The 18,026-nt window shown below is 67.2% G+C and carries 16 protein-coding genes and 1 tRNA gene; 10 read left to right on the top strand and 7 right to left on the bottom strand.

Annotation, left to right across the window (positions count from 1 at the left end; genetic code table 11):
- Positions 1 to 37: 37 nt before the first annotated feature.
- Positions 38 to 451 carry an alternative ribosome rescue aminoacyl-tRNA hydrolase ArfB gene (arfB, locus tag ACOJSF_RS14190; RefSeq protein WP_420142850.1) on the bottom strand — a complete coding sequence of 138 codons (414 nt, stop codon included), beginning with the start codon at positions 449 to 451 and terminating at the stop codon, positions 38 to 40.
- Between the two features lie 131 nt (positions 452 to 582).
- Between arfB and ACOJSF_RS14185 the strand changes: the two genes are divergently transcribed.
- From ACOJSF_RS14185 to ACOJSF_RS14170, 4 genes are all read left to right on the top strand, one after another.
- Complete coding sequence (locus tag ACOJSF_RS14185) at positions 583 to 2,055, top strand: circularly permuted type 2 ATP-grasp protein (protein ID WP_420142849.1); 1,473 nt, start codon at positions 583 to 585, stop codon at positions 2,053 to 2,055.
- A 4-nt stretch (positions 2,056 to 2,059) separates the two neighbouring features.
- Positions 2,060 to 2,995: an alpha-E domain-containing protein gene (locus tag ACOJSF_RS14180; RefSeq protein WP_420142848.1), complete on the top strand. Its 936-nt coding sequence runs from the start codon at positions 2,060 to 2,062 to the stop codon at positions 2,993 to 2,995.
- Positions 2,996 to 3,050: 55 nt separating this feature from the next.
- A complete protein-coding gene (locus tag ACOJSF_RS14175; protein WP_420142847.1) occupies positions 3,051 to 3,866 on the top strand; it encodes a transglutaminase family protein in 816 nt (271 codons plus the stop codon).
- A gap of 101 nt (positions 3,867 to 3,967) precedes the next feature.
- The gene (locus tag ACOJSF_RS14170) at positions 3,968 to 4,591 is read left to right on the top strand and encodes a PilZ domain-containing protein (protein WP_420142846.1); all 624 of its coding nucleotides are present in this window, start codon (positions 3,968 to 3,970) and stop codon (positions 4,589 to 4,591) included.
- A 27-nt stretch (positions 4,592 to 4,618) separates the two neighbouring features.
- Here ACOJSF_RS14170 and ACOJSF_RS14165 read toward each other — a convergent pair whose 3' ends face one another.
- Complete coding sequence (locus tag ACOJSF_RS14165; RefSeq protein WP_420142845.1) at positions 4,619 to 6,094, bottom strand: S10 family peptidase; 1,476 nt, start codon at positions 6,092 to 6,094, stop codon at positions 4,619 to 4,621.
- Between the two features lie 114 nt (positions 6,095 to 6,208).
- Here ACOJSF_RS14165 and ACOJSF_RS14160 point away from each other — a divergent pair, with 114 nt between their 5' ends.
- Both ACOJSF_RS14160 and ACOJSF_RS14155 read left to right on the top strand, forming a co-directional pair.
- On the top strand, positions 6,209 to 6,454 hold the full coding sequence (locus ACOJSF_RS14160; RefSeq protein WP_420142844.1) for a hypothetical protein: 246 nt from the start codon (positions 6,209 to 6,211) through the stop codon (positions 6,452 to 6,454).
- A 162-nt stretch (positions 6,455 to 6,616) separates the two neighbouring features.
- Complete coding sequence (locus tag ACOJSF_RS14155; protein WP_420142843.1) at positions 6,617 to 7,165, top strand: hypothetical protein; 549 nt, start codon at positions 6,617 to 6,619, stop codon at positions 7,163 to 7,165.
- 21 nt (positions 7,166 to 7,186) lie between these two features.
- On the opposite strand, the gene ACOJSF_RS14150 is transcribed toward ACOJSF_RS14155, so the two are convergent.
- On the bottom strand, positions 7,187 to 7,912 hold the full coding sequence (locus ACOJSF_RS14150) for an extensin family protein (protein WP_420142842.1): 726 nt from the start codon (positions 7,910 to 7,912) through the stop codon (positions 7,187 to 7,189).
- 70 nt (positions 7,913 to 7,982) lie between these two features.
- On the opposite strand from ACOJSF_RS14150, the gene ACOJSF_RS14145 reads away from it, so the two are divergent.
- Positions 7,983 to 8,840 carry a class I mannose-6-phosphate isomerase gene (locus ACOJSF_RS14145; protein ID WP_420142841.1) on the top strand — a complete coding sequence of 286 codons (858 nt, stop codon included), beginning with the start codon at positions 7,983 to 7,985 and terminating at the stop codon, positions 8,838 to 8,840.
- Between the two features lie 9 nt (positions 8,841 to 8,849).
- Here the strand turns inward: ACOJSF_RS14145 and ACOJSF_RS14140 are convergent, their stop codons facing one another.
- The 4 genes from ACOJSF_RS14140 to ACOJSF_RS14125 all read right to left on the bottom strand — a co-directional run bounded on the left by ACOJSF_RS14140 (position 8,850) and on the right by ACOJSF_RS14125 (position 14,345).
- Positions 8,850 to 9,878, bottom strand: coding sequence for a cupin-like domain-containing protein (locus ACOJSF_RS14140; RefSeq protein WP_420142840.1), 1,029 nt, complete (start codon positions 9,876 to 9,878; stop codon positions 8,850 to 8,852).
- 10 nt (positions 9,879 to 9,888) lie between these two features.
- Complete coding sequence (locus tag ACOJSF_RS14135) at positions 9,889 to 10,611, bottom strand: SapC family protein (protein WP_420142839.1); 723 nt, start codon at positions 10,609 to 10,611, stop codon at positions 9,889 to 9,891.
- Between the two features lie 130 nt (positions 10,612 to 10,741).
- Entirely contained in the window at positions 10,742 to 13,882 is a 3,141-nt protein-coding gene (locus ACOJSF_RS14130) for a TonB-dependent receptor (protein WP_420142838.1), read from the bottom strand.
- A 378-nt stretch (positions 13,883 to 14,260) separates the two neighbouring features.
- Positions 14,261 to 14,345, bottom strand: a tRNA-Leu gene (locus ACOJSF_RS14125).
- A 273-nt stretch (positions 14,346 to 14,618) separates the two neighbouring features.
- On the opposite strand from ACOJSF_RS14125, the gene ACOJSF_RS14120 reads away from it, so the two are divergent.
- The 3 genes from ACOJSF_RS14120 to ACOJSF_RS14110 all read left to right on the top strand — a co-directional run.
- Positions 14,619 to 15,785 carry an alpha/beta hydrolase gene (locus ACOJSF_RS14120; RefSeq protein WP_420142837.1) on the top strand — a complete coding sequence of 389 codons (1,167 nt, stop codon included), beginning with the start codon at positions 14,619 to 14,621 and terminating at the stop codon, positions 15,783 to 15,785.
- Positions 15,786 to 15,853: 68 nt separating this feature from the next.
- Complete coding sequence (locus ACOJSF_RS14115) at positions 15,854 to 16,213, top strand: hypothetical protein (RefSeq protein WP_420142836.1); 360 nt, start codon at positions 15,854 to 15,856, stop codon at positions 16,211 to 16,213.
- A gap of 85 nt (positions 16,214 to 16,298) precedes the next feature.
- Positions 16,299 to 18,026: NPCBM/NEW2 domain-containing protein (locus ACOJSF_RS14110; RefSeq protein WP_420142835.1), on the top strand; the 1,728-nt coding region annotated here is incomplete at its 3' end.

Below are 18,026 nucleotides of genomic sequence, written 5' to 3'. Positions count from 1 at the left end.
CTGACCGATCGACGCGCCGGGCCCGACGGCCCGGCGCTCAGTCCACCTGGGGCCGCGCGCGGTTGCGCTTGACAGCGCCGGCCCGGGATTTGGCGTCGACCCGCTTGAGCTTGGCCGCGTGGGTCGGCTTGGTCTTGATCCGGCGCTCGGGCCGGACATGCGCGTCGGCCACCATCTCCGCCAGCCGCGCGCGCGCATCGGCGCGGTTGGCCTCCCGCGTGCGGAAGCGGCGCGCCGTGACGACGATCGCGCCGTCGGCGGTCCAGCGGCTCCCCGCCAGCGCCTTCAGCCGGCGGAACACGTCGGGCGCGAGCCGCAGCGCATAGACGTCGAGCCGGAGCTGCACGGCAGTCGCGACCTTGTTGACGTTCTGGCCGCCCGGCCCGGTCGCGGCGAGGAAGCGTTCGTCGAGCGCCGCTTCGGGCAAGGGAGGATGATCCGGGGCGGGCATCGCAAATTCGGTGCTACCCTGCTGCAACGCTTTGGCAAATCCGTTCGTTCTGCCTGCGTGATCTTCACCCTTGTGCGTCGCAACAATAAGCTGCACTCTCCGCCCAAGGCATCAACGATACCGGGAGGCCGATGCGCGACGCGTTTGACGAGGTGTGGGGAACGAGCGGCGACCGCACGGGTCGGCCGGGGCTCGCCGAACTCGCCGACTGGATCGCCAGCACGCCGACCGCCGAGCTCGAACGCCGCCAGCACGCCGCCGAGGCCGCCTTCCGCCAGCTCGGCATCACCTTCGCGGTCTATGGCCAGGAGGAATCGGCCGAGCGGATCATCCCGTTCGACATCGTGCCGCGCATCTTCACCGCCCCCGAATGGAGCCGGCTAAAGGACGGGCTGGTCCAGCGGGTCGAGGCGATCAACGCCTTCCTGACCGACGTCTACGGCCCGCAGAAGATCATCGCCGACGGGATCGTGCCGCCCGAACTGGTGCTCGCCAACCCGCAATTTCGCGGCTTTCTGCACGGACAGAAGCCGCCGCACGGCGTCTTCTCGCACATTTGTGGGATCGATCTGGTGCGGACCGGACCCGACGACTTCTTCGTGCTGGAAGACAATGCCCGCACGCCGTCGGGCGTCAGCTACATGCTGGAAAATCGCGAGGCGATGCTGCGGCTGTGCCCCGAACTGTTCCACCGTTTTCCGGTCTGCCCGGTCGACCGCTATCCCGACCAGTTGCGCGACACGCTGCGCTCGGTCGCGCCGCGCGGCGCGGCGTCCGAACCGGTGTGCGTGCTGCTGACGCCGGGCCATTTCAATTCCGCCTTCTACGAGCACAGCTTCCTCGCCGATTCGATGGGCATCGAGCTGGTCGAGGCGGCGGACCTGGAGGGGGACGACGACATCGTCTGGATGCGCACGATCGACGGGCGCGTGCGCGTCGACGTGATCTACCGCCGGATCGACGACGATTATATCGATCCGCTCGTCTTCCGCCCGGACTCGTTGCTCGGCGTGCCGGGGCTGATCGCCGCCTATCGCGCGGGCAATGTCGCTTTGGTCAACGCGCCGGGCACGGGCATCGCCGATGACAAGGCGATCTACAGCTACATGCCCGAGATCGTGCGTTATTATACCGGCGAGGACGCGAAGCTGCCCAACGTCGAGACCTATCGCTGCCGCGAGGCGGACGCGCTGTCCTATACCCTCGACAATCTCGAACAGCTGGTGGTCAAGCTGGTCGACGGATCGGGCGGCTACGGAATGCTGGTCGGCCCGACCGCGACACGCGAGCAGATCGAGGATTTCCGCGCCGCTCTGGTGGCCGAGCCGCATCGCTACATCGCGCAGCCGACGCTCGCCCTGTCGACCGTGCCCACGCTGACCGAGCAGGGCGTGGCGCCGCGCCATGTCGATTTCCGGCCGTTCGTGCTGACCGGCGCGGACGGTGTCCATATCGTGCCGGGCGGGCTGACCCGCGTGGCGCTGCGCGAAGGATCTCTGGTGGTCAATTCGAGCCAGGGGGGCGGGACCAAGGACAGCCTGATCCTGTCCGACATCCACCCCTATCAGATGCAGGGCCCCGAGGGGCAGGTCCAGCGGCAGTGATGCGATGCTGAGCCGTACCGCCGCCTCGCTCTACTGGATGGGCCGCTATGTCGAGCGGGCCGAGTTCACCGCGCGCCTGATCGAGGCGACGCTGCGGCTGGACGCGCTGTCGCCGCGCCCGGCGGGCAAGGCCGCGTGGGAGAGCGCGCTGCTGGTGGTCGCCGCCGGCTGCGCCTTCGCCGGGACCGAGCGCGCGGGCGATCCGCAGGCGGTCGCGGGCTATCTGACGCTCGCGCCCGACAATTCGAGCTCGATCCGCGCCTGCCTCGACGCGGCGCGCAACAATGCCAAGTCGGTGCGGACCGCGCTGACGCGCGACGTGTGGGAGGCGATCAACCGCGCGTGGCTGGGCCTGCGCGGCCTGTCGAGCACGGGCGGATCGGAGGAGACGCTGGCGCTGACCGCGATGATCCGCGCGGAGACGCGTGGGTTCGAAGGCGCGCTGCAGCGGATGCTGCGCAACGAGGCCTATCATTTCGTCAGCATGGGCGCCGCGATCGAGCGCGCCGACAACACCGCGCGGCTGATCGACGTCAAGTATCACCTGCTGCTGCCCGAGGGCGAGAAGGTGGGCGGGGTGATTGATCGCGACCAGTGGACCACGATCCTCCACACCGTATCGGCCAACACCGCCTATCGCTGGCTGTACCGCGACGAGCTGAAGCCGTGGCTGGTGGCCGATATGCTGATCCTGCGGCCCGAAATGCCGCGCAGCCTGGCGGCGGCGACCGAGGAGGTGGTGAGCCACCTCGCCTATATCGGCAAGCGACTCGGCCGGCAGGGCGAGGCCGACCGCCTCGCGCGGCGGCGGCAGACCACGCTGGCGCGGACGAGCATCGATTCGATCTTCGGGCAGGGGCTGCACGAATATCTGGAGGTGTTCGTGCGCGAGAATGCGCAGCTCGACCGGGCGATCGCGGCGCAGTTCCGCTTTTCCTGACGGTCGCGGTGTGACGGCGCTACCGCAAACCGGGCCGGCGCGATAAAGGCGGGACATGCGGATCTACGTCACCCACCGCACCGAATATCGCTTCAGCGAGCCGCAGGCGCGGCTGGTGCAGCTCCTGCGCATGACCCCCGGCAATCATTCCGGGCAGAGCGTCGTCGCCTGGTCGATCGACGTGGATCGCGACGTGCGGCTGAAGCCCGCGCGCGACGGCTACGGCAACGACATCACGATGCTGTACATGGACGGCCCGGTCGCGGACATCGCGCTGTCGGTATCGGGCGAGGTGCTGACCGAGGATCGCGCCGGAATGGTGGGCGGAACGCCCGAGCCGTTGCCGCCGCTGGCCTTCCTGCAATCGACCCCGGCGACAGCGCCCGATGCGGCGATCCGCGCCTTCGTGGCCGAACTGGCACTGCCGACCGATATGCTGACGCGCGCGCACCTGCTGGCCGAGGCGGTGCACGACAGGCTGGTGCTGGACGAGCCGCGTCTCGACGGCGATCATCGCGCGGCGGCGGCGATGGCGACCGGCAAGGCCGACGCGCAGGGCGCGTCGCACCTGCTGATCGCGGCGGCGCGCTGCGCCGGCTTTCCCGCGCGCTATGTCGCCGGGCATCTCTATCGTCCGTACGAGCCCGACAGCCACGAGGCACATGGCTGGAGCGAATTATATGTCGACGGCTATGGCTGGATCGGGTTCGACGCGCATGAAGGCCGCTGCCCGACCGAATGCTATGTTCGCGTCGCCGTGGGACTCGACCATCGCGAGGCGGCCCCCGTCTCCGGCGCGCGGATCGGCGGCGGCGACGAGGTGCTGACGGTCCACGTCCATGTCGGCCCCGATCCCGTTCCCGAGAGCTGACGCCGACTTTAACGCCGCGATAACCATCGTTGCCGTAACGGAATTCACGCCTCCCGTGCATCGAGGCGCGTCACGAGCAATCCGGCTGGCGAGAACGAGCGATGATCCAGAGCCTGTGGAAGCGGCCCCCCGCCGACCCGATCGAGCGCCGACGCGACCCACGCCGCGCGGTGGTGCACGAGGTCGCCAAGCTGGTCGCGGGCGACGAGGAAGAATTGTGCGTGGTGCGCGACGTCTCCGCCGCGGGGCTGAAGGCCGAAATCTATCGCACCGTACCCAAGGGCGCGCAGGTGCGGATCGAGCTGCAGTCGGGGCGCAGCCTGTCGGGCGAGGTCGCCTGGGCGCGCGCCGGGCAGATCGGGATCACATTCGCCGATTCCGTGCCGATGCCCACCCTGCTCGCGCAATGCTCGGTCGATCCGCGCGTCGGCGTCATCCGCCTGCCGCGCATCGCAGTGGCACTTCCCGGCACGCTGCGCCTCGGCTTCGACGAGCATGAGGCGCACGTGGTCAACATCTCGCAAGGGGGCATGCGGATCGCCGCCGACGCCCTGACCCGCGCGGGTGCGCGGTGCGAGGTCGCGACCGAGGCGCTGCCCTTCCGCCCGGCCGCCTTCGCGTGGTGGCGCAATGGCGAAGGCGGGCTGGTGTTCGACCAGCCGCTCCGCTTCGAGGAATTCGCCGCGTGGCGCTGCGCGCTGGCGCAGGCGCGCGGCCCGGACTGATCTTACGCCGGCCCGCGCGAGGCGCCTTTACCGCCGGTACATCGCCATCGCGTCGCGGCGGAACTGCGCGGCGCTGTCGGGGCGGCTGTAATACATGTGGCCGCCGGCATAGAGCGCGAGCTTGACGCGTTCGGCCTGGCCGAAGCCGGGCATCTGATCGATCACCAGCCGGCTGGCGAAATAGGGGCAGGACAGGTCGTCCATGCCGTGCGCGACGATCACCGTCATCTTCGGATCGGCGGAGATGGCGCGGCGCAGGTCGGCGACCGGCTTGTCGCTATTGTCGCGGTCCCACACGCGGTTCACGTCGTAGGAGAGCAGGTTGTAGCGCGCCTGCACCTTCCACCCGACCTGATTGGTCATCAGATCGACCGCCGCACCCGTCGTCGGCGCCATGATCGAAACGAGCAGCGGATCGTTCGACTGCTGCTCGACCGCGCCGGGGAAGGGATCGAACGCGGTGACGTTCGAATCGTAGATCGATCCGATCTCCTTCCGGTCGCGATGCACCTCGCGCAGATAGGTGCGCACGCCGACGCGCCCTTCGAGCCGGCGGACGAGCGCGGCATCGAGCCCGGTATAGCCCGCGACGCGCGTCGTAAGCCGTTCGATCGCCTGCGGATCCGATCGGCCCCGGAACAGATCGGTCGCGAACTCTCCGCGCGTGTAGGATTCGACCTCGGCCAGCGCGGCCGGGGTCAGCGCGCCCTGCCGTTCGAGCCGCGCCGCCGCCATCGACGGCAGCGACACCATGTAGGGCAAAGGCGAGAGCGCATTCTCCTCATCGTCGATCGAAGTCGGATTGAGGTAGGGCGACACGAGCACCAGCCCGTTGAGCCCGACGCCGAGCTGACTCTGCAGGTAATAAGCGAGGCGCGGCACACGGTAGCCGCCATAGCTTTCGCCGATCAGATATTTGGACGAGGTCATCCGTCCGTTCTGATTGAGCCAGTCGAACACGACGCGGCTGAGATATTCGATGTCGGCCTGCGCGGTGAAGAAATCGCGCTTGCTCGCCGCCTCGTCCTCCAGCGTGCGGCTGAACCCCGTGCCGACGGGATCGATGAAGACCAGATCGGTCATATCGAGCCAGGAATAGGGATTGTCGCGCGCGACCGCGCTGTCGGAGGGGGCGTCGCCCTGCGCGCCGAACTGGACCCGCTTGGGGCCGATCGCGCCGAAATTGAGGAAGGCCGACGACGCGCCCGGCCCGCCGTTGAAGGCGAAGGTCACGGGGCGGGCGGCGCCGCGGCCGGGCACGACATAAGCGGTGTAGACCACTTCGCCGATCTTCTTGCCCTTGGCATCGTTGACCGCGATCGTGCCGACGGTGACGTCGTAGGCGACCGAGCGGCCGTCGATCACCGCGGTCTGGCGGATCGTCTTGTCGGCGGGCAGCGGCGCGTGGTCGGACGCGGCCTTTTCCGCCGGCTTGTCGGCAGGTTCGGCGGCAAGCGCGGGCAGCGGGGCCGCAAGGAGCAGGGCAAGAAGGATCGTGCGCATGGAGAAAGCTCGTCGGAGAGGAGTGGCGGCGACGACTTGAGCAAACCAGCGCGCGCGCCGCAAGCAGGAACGGCGGATCGCGTCCGGCGTTGGCGGCGGAAGGAGGACGCGCCCATGCCCGAAGACGAAAAGCCCGAAGAGACCAAGGTCCCCGAAGTGCGCGACGCGCATGACGCGCAGGACAGCAAGGCGTTGCAGCGCGACCCGAGCGACGAGGACGCCAAGCTCGATGTGGCGCTCGACGAAACCTTTCCCACTTCGGATGCGCCGTCCAACACGCAGCCTGGCAAGGGCAAGGACCCCGCGCCGTCGTCGGGCTACGATCCCGAAGCCGAAGCGCGGATGGAGGGCGGCAAGTAAGCCCCCTCCTCCGCGTATTTTTCATGACTGTGGCGCAAATGCCATGTTGCGCCGCAGCATGATCCATGATCCTTTCGGCTCGCGAGAAGCGACGCAGGGTTAAGCACCCGGCAATGATCGCCGTGGCACACCCCTGGGTCTTCTCTTGAGCGGGAGGGCGATATGGGCGTGCAGATGCGACCGGCCGATGGGGCCATGGCGCTGGCGGAGATGAAGGAGTTTGCGGGCTTTCCCGCCGCCACGCAGCGTTACATCCGGCGCTCGCTCGACATCGGCCTGTCGCGCCAGGACGCGCTGCGCCGCTGGTCGCGCGACATCGTCGAGGCGGCGAGCATCAAGGCGCAGGCGCGGATCTACGGCCGGCTCGATCATATTCGCGGGCATGTTCCCGACGATAGCGGGCTTGACCAGATGGAGCCGTTCTTTTCGCCTTTGGTGACGGTGACCGCGTTCGATCTGGGGCAGGGGCGGCTGTCGAGCTTTGCCGCCTACCGTTTCCTCTACGAGCGGCTGGTCGGCGGCGGGGTCCGCCCGTGGCTGCCGGGCGCGTTCTGCGCGGCGGCGGCGCTGCCCCACCTCCACCCGGAAAAGCGGCGGGCGCTGCTCCAGTCGATCAGCGAGGCGGCGGCGACCGCCCCGGGCTGGTCGAACCGCCAGCCCTGTTTCTTCCCCGAATGGGTCGACAAGATTGAGGAAACCCTGCCCAACTGAGCTGCGCGGGGCCGGTCGGCGCTAGCGGCAGGCGCGCCACATCATGCCGCGATCGGCATCGTCGAGGTGGAAATGATCGCGGTGCGCGGCATTGTAGTCGGGCGACAGCGTGGTGGTGAAGGCGCGGCACGCGCCGTCGCGGACCGCGCGGAGGAACGCCGCCTCCGGCCCCCTTCCCGTCCAGTCGCGCGCGACGGTGATCCGGCGGCCGTCGGTCAGAAGGAAGCCGGCGATGTCGATCGCGCGGGCGCGGGCATGCTCGCTCCATCCGCCGCTCGCGCTGCCGTAGAGGCGGCGGCAGGCATAGCTGCCATAATGATCGATCCGCGCGACGCGCGCGCCGAGCAGGCGTTCGGCCTCGGGCTGGACGACCTCGCGCTCCCACACCGCCAGGCTGGCGGCGAGCGGACAGGCGAGCGTGGGGCCGCCGGGGTTGTAGGCGGTGCGGCGCAGGCCGCCGCTGCTCCAGGCGACGCCGTCGTCATAGCCGCATTCGCCACGGCGCACCGCCGGCAGCGCGCGATGGGCGATCCCGGCCCGGTCGAGCAGGGCGGCGCAGGCCGGGCCATCGAGCGCGGCGATCTTGCCCGCCGTCGCCCGCCCGAGCCGCGCATCGAGATCGAGCGGCGTCCACGGCAGGTCGGCCGGATCGAGGCGCGGCGCGACCAGCGCATAGCCGAGCGCGAGCAGGAGGAGGGCCGCCAGGACCACGGTCGCCAGCCGCCGGAAGCCGCGCAGGAACGCCATCGCCTTCCCCGACGTTCGGGCGCATGAGGCGTTCCATCGCCGCATCTTTCAATCGAGGGGTACCCGAACCATGCCCGCCACCCGCCTGACCACCAAGCGCGTCGAGAAGCCGTGGGGGCGCCGCGACCTGTGGCCCGCGTTCGACGCGGTGCCGGAGGGCGGCGAGCCGGTCGGCGAGATCTGGTTCGAGGTGCCGGGGGCCAGCGACGGCAGCGCCGAGGGCCCCGAATTGCTGATCAAATATCTGTTCACCAGCGACAAATTGTCGGTGCAGGTCCATCCCGACGACGCCCGCGCGCAGGCGAGCGGCTATCCGCGCGGAAAGGACGAGGCGTGGGTGATCCTCGACGCCGAACCGCATGCCACGATCGCTCTCGGCACGCTGCAGCCGATGACGCAGGACGAACTGCGCGCCTCGGCACTCGACGGCTCGATCGAGCGCCTGCTCGACTGGAAGGCGGTGAAGAAGGACGACAGCTTCTATACGCCGGCGGGCACGATCCACGCGATCGGGCCGGGGCTGACGCTGGTCGAGGTGCAGCAGAATGTCGACCTGACCTATCGGCTGTACGATTACGGATCGGCGCGCGAGCTTCACCTCGACGACGGCGTCGCGGCGAGCGACCCGGTCCCCTACGTCGCGCCATACAAGGCGCACGCGATCGCCGAGGGGCGGAGCGTGCTGGCGGACGGGCCGAAGTTCGTGCTGGAGCGGTGGACGCTTACCGGCACGGCGACGCTGGCGAGCGACGGCCGGCCGCTGTGGCTGATTCCGCTGTCCGGCGGCGGGCGGATCGGCGACGCGGCGCTGGAAGCGGGCGGCGTGTGGCTGGCGACGGACGAGACCGCGCTGACGCTCGACCCCGACAGCGACATGCTGGTCGCCTATCCGGGGGAGGGCGTGATCGGGGCGTTGTGGCGCGCCTGAGCGCGCGCCTCAGCGGTTCAGCTTGTTCAGCAGGAGCGCGCGCAGCCGCCGCGCGCTCATCGCGTCGAGCGGGGCGAGCGGCCCCCGCGCCGCCTCCGGCAAGTGCGCGATCGCCCGGTCGGTGGGGCCGAACAGGTAATAATCGAACAGCGCACGCCATGCCTCGCGTTCGTGCGCCGGGCGCCCGCGCAGGCTGAGCAGGCCGTGGAGCAAGGTGTTCATCGGCTGGTCGACGAAGGCCGGAACGTCGTTCCACCAAACATTGACCATCATGTTGAACGGCGCGAGCGCCTCGACATGATGCCACCACAAAGCCGGGTAGACGAGCGCGTCGCCGGCCTCGAGCTCGGCCACCTGCGCCGCCGCCATCGCCTGCGCGAAATCGGGGAAGCGCGCGAGATCGGGCGCGTCGAAATCGACGAGCGAGATCACCTGCCCGCCGGGCGTGGGTTCGAGCGGGCCGGGATAGAGGTTCGCGACCTGATCCGGCGGGAAGAGCGTGAAGCGCCGGCGGCCAACCGCCACGCAGGCGATGTTGTTCGACACGTCGTGATGCGCGGTCGCGATCGTGCGCGTGCCGATCCAGATGCTGCGCAGCGCGTGCGCAAACAGCGGGTCGTCGCCCAGCACGTCGTTCCGCGCGGCGAAGCCGGGAAAATAGCCTTCGAGGTCGGTCGAACCGATGTAGAAGGACGGCGATTGCGGATCGTCGAGCCGCGCGAGCAGGCGTTCGAGATAATCGTCGAGCCGCACGCTTTCGCGATCGAAGTTCAGGCGGGTGAGATCGGCATCCGCGTAGAAATAGCGCCCGCCCACCTCGGCGGGAGCGGTATAGCCCGCGCCGGGTCGGCCATTATAAAAGCCCATCAGATAGTCGACTGCCGCACGCGGCGACTGGTGCCCCGCCGCGACGAGCGGCCAGTCGCGGGCAAGGCCGCGCAGGATGACGGGCTCGCCCGCGTCGATCAGCATGCGCCAGGGCACCGCGCCCGGCGCCAGACCGGTGAGTTCGCGAACGGGGCGTCCAAAAGCCGGCATGAGGTAAGACCTAGCCGAGCCCCAGCTTGCGATTCTTGAGGTCGATCAAACGTTGCACGTTGCCGAGCGAGGCGACCGCCATCGTCGCGGCGCGGAGCACGCCCGAGCGGTGCAGGCGCGCGAGCGTTTCGCCCTCCAGCCCGGCGAGCGCCTCCTGATCGATCACGAACAGATCGGGCAGTTCGTAACCCTGGTCCTCGCCGAGGTTGATCTGCATCGTGATCGGCTGGAGCAGGCCGGCCTCGTCCAGCTCAGCATAAAAAGCGGGGGCGCCCTCGACGCCCTCGTAGATCACGCGCAGCACGCCGACGATATGATCGAGATAGGGCGCATTGCCGCCATGATCGAGGAAGAGCGGCAGGCCGTCCTCCGCGCCGACGCGCGGATCGTCCAGATCGACCTGGATCTTGGGATCGGCGGGCGTGTCGACGCCCGGCGCGGGGCGTTGCAGCACGATCGCGAACGGACCGCGCCGCTGGATGGCCGGAACGTAGGCGCTGGTCCAGCGATCGCCGTCGAGGAAGAGGTTCTCGTCACGGTCGAGACCGAGCAGCGCGAACGCCTGCACCCCCTCTTCACCGCGCCGGAAGATGATCGGGAAGGTGCGCTGGGCCTCCTCGAACTCCGACGGAAACAGGACGAGTTGGTTAACGCTGTCGCCATATTCGGCGCCGGCGCGTGGCGCCACGCGCAAATCGTGATGGTCGACATTGTTGAGCAGAACAGGCTTCATGACAGTGCGGCTTTCGTCGGCGCGCCGATGGCGGTGGGGCGCGCTGAGAGTAGCGGGGCGGGCGCGCCGCTCCAAAGAAAAAGGCCGCTGCGAACAGCGGCCTTTCCCTTCACGACAGGTGTGCGACCGATCAGAACCGGTAGCGCGCGCCGAGCAGGAAGCGGGGCTTCAGCTCCTGCGCGAACACGAGGTTCGTCTTGGTGCGGCCATACTGGCGCAGGCTTTCGCTGGTCAGGTTGATGCCTTCGAGCGAGACCGCAATGCGTTCGTTGATGTCGTAGCTGATATTGACGTCGAGCGTGCCGAACGGGGCCACGAACGTCGGGTTGCGGTTGGCACCCTGGTTCGTGTTCAGCAGGTACTTGGCGCGCCAATTGTACGACGCGCGGGCCGACAGGCCGTTCTTGTCGTAGATCAGCGTGCCGTTCGCGCTGTCGCCGAGGCCGGTCAAAGCGAAGATGTTCACGTTCGGATCGGCATAGGGGTCGACGTTCACGTTGCCGTCCACCTTGGTGTACGACGCCGAGAAGCCGATGCCGCTGTCCCCGAAGAAGTGGGTCCAGGCCGCTTCGAAGCCATGAATCTTGCCCTCGCGGTTGTTGATCGGCTGCGAGATCGCGAAGTTGAACAGCGGATCGTTGCTGTCCGGCTCGATGTCCACCGTATTCGCGAGGTTGGTCGCGAAAGTCGGGTTTGCCGCACCGCCCGTCTGGTTAGCCGCGAAGATGGCATCCGCAGCCGCCACGTTGCCGCCATTCTGGATGAGCAGCGCGGTGTACGAGAACAGGTTGATGTCGGTCAGACCCCAGTTGTTTGCGCGCAGCCGCTCGAGAGCGGTGCCCGAACGCGAGCCGGGCGCACCCGAGCTGGCATCGCGCATGCCGAACAGCGGCCCGTTCACGACGCCGGTGCCGAGGAAGTTCTTCACGCGCTTGTCGAAGAAGCCGAGCGAGACGAAGCTGGCCGGCTTGTAATACCATTCGACCGACACATCGAAGTTATCCGAGAGCAGCGGCAGCAGATCGGGATTCTGCGTGCTGCCGGTCGCGATACCGCCGAGCGCGGTCGGGCGCGGCGGACCGCCGGCGGTGCCGGTGGCGAACAGGTTACCGAAGTCTGGACGCGCCAGCGTGCGGCTGAACGACGCGCGAGCCTTCAGGCGATCAGTCAGATCAATGTTGAAGTCGAGCGAGGGCAGCAGATTGCTGTATTGACCGCGACCCCGCACCTGGACCGTCGTATTGTCGTTGATGGAGAAGAAGTCGTTGTCCGACGTCCAGCGGATGAACGTGCCGCTCTGGAAGCCGCTCGAACGGACGCGGGTCTGCTCATAACGAACGCCGATCACCGCATTGGCACGGTGGCCCGCAATCTCACCCGCCCACGTCAGCTGGCCAAAGGCCGCCCAGGTCTTTTCACGGACCGTATCGTCGAGCGTGGCGCCCGGCTGCGGCGGCGTGCCACGATCCGAATAATAGGGACCGAAGAGGTTCATCAGGTCGACCGCGTTGCCGCGGAACGCGACCAGCGCCGAGCCGGTCGAATTCGGATTGAAGTGATCGAACTTGCAGGTCAGGCAGAACGTGTCGACGAGATCGGCGGCACGCTGTTCGACGATACCTGTGTCGGTGATGCCCCAGTCGCCGAGCGTCTGGGTCGCCTCGGAACGGACCGACCGCATGCGCGTGTCGATATAATTGCCGCCGAAGTCGAACCGGCTGCCTTCGCCGAGATCCCAGCCGATCGTCGCCCGCGCTTCGTTGATACGCTGGCTCTGACGCGACGAGATGAGGCGCCCGATCTGCGTGCCGACGTCGCCGAGATCGAGCAGGCCGTTGCAGTTACCACCACGTCCACCGTTTGTGGCCGAACAATCGTTGATCGTCTCGGCCTGCACCGGGAAGCCGCTCGAGAAGTCGAGCGTGTGCGAGGAGCGCACGGGCGCGCCGATCGAGATCGTCGTGGCCGAAGTCCCGTTGCTGTTATCTGGCGTCGACTTCGAGGTCGAATGATGCCCGTCGAGGGTCAGCGTCAGATTGTCGGCGAATTCCCACTTGCCGTTCGCCCCGACCGAGCGCAGCTCCGACTTGGTCGCCAGCATCTGCTGTTCGTAGCCCTTGTCCGCCTGGATCGCCTCACTGAGGAAGATCGCGGTGGCCATGTTCGGATTGTCATCGAACGTGACCTGGTTGAACGGCCGCTGGAACCAGTTGCCCTGTTCGTTACGCTGCTCGCGCAGCTTGTTGCGGGCAAACAGGCCGTCGACGCTGAATTCCAGCGTATCGGTCGGCTTGAACTGGAGCATCGCCTGCCCGTTGATACGCTCGCGGCGGTTTTCCGAGAAGCCGTAGCGGCTGTCGTTCGGGATCAGGACATAGGGCGTGTCCGGGCGGTTGTTGATGACCGTCGTCGGCGTCGTGTAGGTGCCCGAATTGAAGAATTCGTCGGTCGGAACGACGTTCCAGTAGTTCGGGTTCGAGTTGACTGACGCCGAGTAACGCAGCTGGTAGCTGCCGAACACGGAGGCGCCAAAGGTGCCCTCTTCGTTTGTCCAGTTGAGCAGACCCGAGGCCTCAGGGGTGACGCGACGCTTCTTCGCTTCGGCCTTTTCGACCGAATTGTCGTACAGTGCCTTGGCACCGATCGAGCCCGAGAAGCCGGTCTCGCGCGAATCGAGCGGCTTACGCGTGATGATGTTGATCGTCGCGCCGATGCCGCCCGACGGAACCGAGGCGCGGCCGGTCTTGTAGACTTCGAGCGTGCTGACGCCTTCCGACGCGAGGTTCTGGAAGTCGAACGAGCGGCCCGTGCCGCGCGCGAAGATGTTGGCGCCGCTGGTGTCGACGTTCGACGCAGGCATCTGACGCCCGTTGACCGTCACGAGGTTGAAGCCGCCCGAGAAGCCGCGGACCGCGACCTGCGACCCTTCGCCGTTGACGCGGTTGATCGACACGCCGGTGATGCGCTGGAGCGATTCGGCGAGGTTGGTGTCGGGGAACTTGCCGATGTCTTCGGCCGAGATCGCGTCGACGACGCCCGCCGAGTTGCGCTTGATGTCGATCGCGCGGTTGAGCGAGGCGCGGATGCCGGTGACGACGATGTCGGTCGACGCGTCCTGCTGCGCGACATTGTCGCCCGATCCGGGCTGCGCATTGGTAGCGGGCGCATTATTGTCCTGCGCAAGCGCGACGGAGGGCACCAGAAGGCCGACCGCGACAGCCAGGACCGACGACGAACGAGCAAGAGCAGGCGACAGCCTGAAATTCTTCATGATTTCCCTCCCAGTTCAGCCGAATTTTGTCGGCTGCGTACGTTTTTGGACGGGCTGTCGAGCGCCCGTTAATCGGCGACTAACAGAACGCAAATTTGTGTCAACAAACATTGTTACGTCATATATCGTATACTCGCAATTTAATTGCGCGGTGTGGTTGACATTGATTTGACGCGTCCGATTCGGCCGTTAGCGCTCTCAAAAATTGCCCTTGGACGGCGCAATTTGCTGCGGTGCACCTTCGCAAATAGGGCTATGTTAGGGCTAACATGCTGCAGCAGCGAAAAGAGCGTTGCTGAAAAGCCACGTCGCCGGGAGATTTTGTGGGCGCAGCGCGATTGCCACGATCAGCGGAGCTGGTGCCAAACTTCCGGAAGGTGGTGCGGGTGGTCGGGCTCGAACCGACACTCCTTTCGGAACCGGATTTTGAGTCCGGCGCGTCTACCAGTTTCACCACACCCGCATCGCGCCCGACGCGCGCATCCACGCACAGCCCGGCGGCATCACGAGCGTTCATAGCGTCACCATGACATGAAGCAAGCGAGAGACCATGCGCTGCCCGCCCCGGCCGAATGCGACCGGTGAAATCACCACCGATGCCGAGATGTCCCTAAGATTACGTATATCCCGACAATCGTGCCCGCATCAGAGTTGCGGAGGCTGCCGGCTTGCGGCAATAGTCAGACTATAAACGCACCTGCACGGCAGGGCACATGATGAGCAGGGAGAGGTTTGCATGAAATATACGGGTCTGATCCTGGCCGCGGCCCTTGGCGTCGGGGTGGCGGGGGCGCAATCCCCCTCGATCGTCGAGGATTTCAAGCCGTCGAGCCTCAACCAGCCTGGGCAGCAATATCCGCAGGTCAATTCGCAGGGCTATGCCCGCTTCCGCATCGTCGCCCCGGATGCGAAGGCGGTGAAGGTCAGCCTGGGACTGGGCGGTCGTGGCGGCACCGTGCTCAGTAAGGCGGCCGACGGCGCGTGGGTCGGCACCTCCGAGGGCCCGTTCGACGAAGGCTTCCATTATTATCATCTGACCGTCGACGGCGGCACGTTCAACGATCCCGGCGCGCTCAACTTCTACGGATCGACGCGGTGGGAAAGCGGGATCGAGATTCCCGCGCACGACGCCGACTTCTACGCGCTGAAGGACGTGCCGCACGGGCATGTGCAGCAGGTCCTGTTCCCGTCGCCCAGCACGGGCACGTCGCGGCGCGCCTTCGTCTACACGCCGCCGGGCTATGACAAGAACCCGCGCACGCGCTATCCGGTGCTGTACCTGCAGCATGGCTGGGGCGAGGACGAGACCGCCTGGTCGAACCAGGGCCATGCCAACCTGATCATGGACAATCTGATCGCGGCCGGAAAGACGCGTCCGTTCATCATCGTGATGACGTACGGCATGACGAACGACATCCGTCCGGGCAGCCCGGGCGGCCTTGCCAGCTTCGACATCCGTCCGTTCCAGACCGTGCTCCTCGACGAGCTGATCCCCTATGTCGACGGCCATTTCCGCACACTCGCCGACGCGCCGCACCGGGCGATGGCGGGGCTGTCGATGGGCGGGTTCGAAACCAAGCTGATCGCGCCCAAGCACCTCGACACCTTCTCGCATATCGGGTTGTTGAGCGGGGGAACCTTCTCCATGGAGGACGTCAACGCCACGCCCGATTTCAAGAAGAAGGTGAAGCTGGCCTTCGTCAGCTTCGGCAGCCGCGAGCTCGACCGCAGCCGTTCCAACCTGCCGCCCGGTGCGCCGCCGTCGGACCCGCGCGCGAACGCGGCGGCCCTGAAGGCGGCCGGCATCAACAGCGTGTTCTACGTTTCGGAAAATACCGGGCACGAATTCCAGACGTGGCGCCGCAGCCTGCAGCAGATGGCGCCGCTGATGTTCCGGGACTGACATGAGAGCGGCGCCGGCCGGGCGATGCAGCCGGCGCCGCGTTGCGCAGCAATTAGGAGAGTGCCCCAATGAAATGGACGATCATCGCGCTGGGCGCGGCACTTTCCGGCGCGGCGTACGCGCAGGAGATCGATCTGTTCGCGATGGCCGACACCAGCCGCGACGAACGGATCGCGCAGGCGGAGTTTGCCGACTTCCGCGAAATGGGCTGGGACTATTTCTTCAGCGGTCAGGACAGCGTCGATCCGAGCCACGCGCCCGAGGCGAAAGGCCTGCTGGCGGGCGTGGGACCGGACTCGGCGGGCAAGGTGACGCATGCCGCCTTCACCGCCGCGGCCCCGGCGCTCTTCAAGCAGGCCGACAAGAATGGCGATGGCATGCTCAACCGGGCCGAGTTCGAGGCCGTGATGCCGCCGCCGGGCGGCTGATCACGCGAAGACACTGACGGGCACGCATACCCTGCCCGCCACCGGGGCCGGTCGCGCGGTGCGGCCGCCCGAATGAAAGGACGATATGAAGACGTTGCTCGGTCTCGGCCTGCTCGCGGCTTTCGCCTCTCCCCTGGCGGCGGCGACGCCCGTCGATCCGCTGGCCCCCACCGGGCGCTGGTCGGGCTACATCGCCGGCCGGGCCGCCACGCCGCCGATGGGATGGAGCACGTGGAACGCCTTCGCCACCGACATCGACGAGGAGAAGATCCTCGGATCGGCCGAGCGGATCATCAAGAGCGGGCTGGCCGCCAAGGGCTATCGCTATATCAACATCGACGACGGCTGGGCGCTGAAGCGACGCACGTCCGACGGGCGCATGATCATCCGCGCGGACAAGTTTCCGTCGGCGCAGGCGGGCGACACGCCGACCTTCAAGCCGTTCACCGACCGGCTGCATGCGATGGGGTTCAAGGCGGGTATCTATTCGGACCTGGGCCGCAACACCTGCTCCCAGGCCTTCTCCCCCACCGACACGGATCTGCCCAAGGGCAGCATCCTGGAGCGCGAGGTCGGCCTGCACGGCCATATCGACCAGGATATCGCGCTCTATTTCGGCGAGTGGGGCTTCGACTTCATCAAGGTCGACGGGTGCGGCCTGCGCGATTACGGCCCCGACAGCGAGCGCGTGCGTTCGGGCAAATATCGTCCGCTCGGCCCGCTCATGGATTCGGGTGCCGTGACGCGGACCGACATTCCCGCCGTGCAATCGCTGTTCCGCCAGATCAACGCGGCGCTGGCGCGGGGCAATCCCGACGGGGATTATCTGCTGTCGCTGTGCGTCTGGGGCGCGGCGAACGTCCGTGCGTGGGGCAAGGATTTCGGCAACATCTCCCGCACGAGCGACGACATCGCGCCCGCCTGGGGCCGCCTGCTGGTCAATTACGACAGCGCGGTCACGCGCTCGCTCTACGCGCATCCCGGATCGTGGAATGACCCGGACATGCTGTTCATCGGCGCGGGCGATTTCGATGCCGATCACCTGACCGAAGCGCGCTCGCACTTCGCGCTGTGGGCCATGCTGAACGCACCGCTGATGATCGGGGCAGACCTGCGCACCACGCCGAAGTCGCTGATGGACGTGTTCGGCAATGCCGACATCATCGCGCTCAACCAGGATCCGGCCGGCAATCAGGCGACTTTGGCCTATGATACCAACGACGTGCAGATCCTGGTGAAGACGCTCGCCTCCGGCGACAAAGCGGTGGCGATCTTCAACCGCGGATCGGGCGGCTATGACGTCGATCTTCTCGCCGCGCATCTGAAATTCAGCGACGACGCGCCGATCGCGCTCACCGACCTGTGGAGCAAGCGGCGGTCCAGCTTCACCCGCCAGACCAAGCTGCGCGTCGAACCGCGCGAGACGTTGATCTTCCGCGCGCAAGGCACGCGTGCGTTGAAGGACGGCTATTACCTGTCCGAGCAGCCGGGAAGCGTGAACCCGGCCGTCGACGGCGTGATCGCACCGACGCCCGATCCGACCATCTTCCGGACGGCGGCCGGCTGGACGGGAACGAAGGGCAGCGGCGATCGCCCGGTCTATGCCGGCTGGGGCGGCGCCCGCGCCGATAGCGCGCCCTATGGACAGGTGCTGCACATCGCCGACACGCCATACGCGGCGGGCATCGGCATCCTCGCCAACTCACGGCTCGAAGTGCGCAACGCGTCGGCGCGACGTTTCACCACGATGGTCGGGGTGGACGACAACGCCACCGACAAGACGCATGCGGTCACCTTTGCCATCTATGGCGAC

The organism is Sphingomonas sp., from assembly GCF_048594985.1.
Taxonomy (GTDB): Bacteria; Pseudomonadota; Alphaproteobacteria; order Sphingomonadales; family Sphingomonadaceae; genus Sphingomonas_I.
The sequence above is the reverse complement of the archived record's forward strand: the minus strand, read 5'-3'. Positions and strand labels throughout refer to the sequence as shown.

Bases quoted from the DNA above. Each gene is read 5' to 3' on its own strand.
- arfB (WP_420142850.1), bottom strand. From the start codon at position 451: ATGCCCGCCCCGGATCATCCTCCCTTGCCCGAAGCGGCGCTCGACGAA.
- ACOJSF_RS14185 (WP_420142849.1), top strand. From the start codon at position 583: ATGCGCGACGCGTTTGACGAGGTGTGGGGAACGAGCGGCGACCGCACG.
- ACOJSF_RS14180 (WP_420142848.1), top strand. From the start codon at position 2,060: ATGCTGAGCCGTACCGCCGCCTCGCTCTACTGGATGGGCCGCTATGTC.
- ACOJSF_RS14175 (WP_420142847.1), top strand. From the start codon at position 3,051: ATGCGGATCTACGTCACCCACCGCACCGAATATCGCTTCAGCGAGCCG.
- ACOJSF_RS14170 (WP_420142846.1), top strand. From the start codon at position 3,968: ATGATCCAGAGCCTGTGGAAGCGGCCCCCCGCCGACCCGATCGAGCGC.
- ACOJSF_RS14165 (WP_420142845.1), bottom strand. From the start codon at position 6,094: ATGCGCACGATCCTTCTTGCCCTGCTCCTTGCGGCCCCGCTGCCCGCG.
- ACOJSF_RS14160 (WP_420142844.1), top strand. From the start codon at position 6,209: ATGCCCGAAGACGAAAAGCCCGAAGAGACCAAGGTCCCCGAAGTGCGC.
- ACOJSF_RS14155 (WP_420142843.1), top strand. From the start codon at position 6,617: ATGGGCGTGCAGATGCGACCGGCCGATGGGGCCATGGCGCTGGCGGAG.
- ACOJSF_RS14150 (WP_420142842.1), bottom strand. From the start codon at position 7,912: ATGGCGTTCCTGCGCGGCTTCCGGCGGCTGGCGACCGTGGTCCTGGCG.
- ACOJSF_RS14145 (WP_420142841.1), top strand. From the start codon at position 7,983: ATGCCCGCCACCCGCCTGACCACCAAGCGCGTCGAGAAGCCGTGGGGG.
- ACOJSF_RS14140 (WP_420142840.1), bottom strand. From the start codon at position 9,878: ATGCCGGCTTTTGGACGCCCCGTTCGCGAACTCACCGGTCTGGCGCCG.
- ACOJSF_RS14135 (WP_420142839.1), bottom strand. From the start codon at position 10,611: ATGAAGCCTGTTCTGCTCAACAATGTCGACCATCACGATTTGCGCGTG.
- ACOJSF_RS14130 (WP_420142838.1), bottom strand. From the start codon at position 13,882: ATGAAGAATTTCAGGCTGTCGCCTGCTCTTGCTCGTTCGTCGTCGGTC.
- ACOJSF_RS14120 (WP_420142837.1), top strand. From the start codon at position 14,619: ATGAAATATACGGGTCTGATCCTGGCCGCGGCCCTTGGCGTCGGGGTG.
- ACOJSF_RS14115 (WP_420142836.1), top strand. From the start codon at position 15,854: ATGAAATGGACGATCATCGCGCTGGGCGCGGCACTTTCCGGCGCGGCG.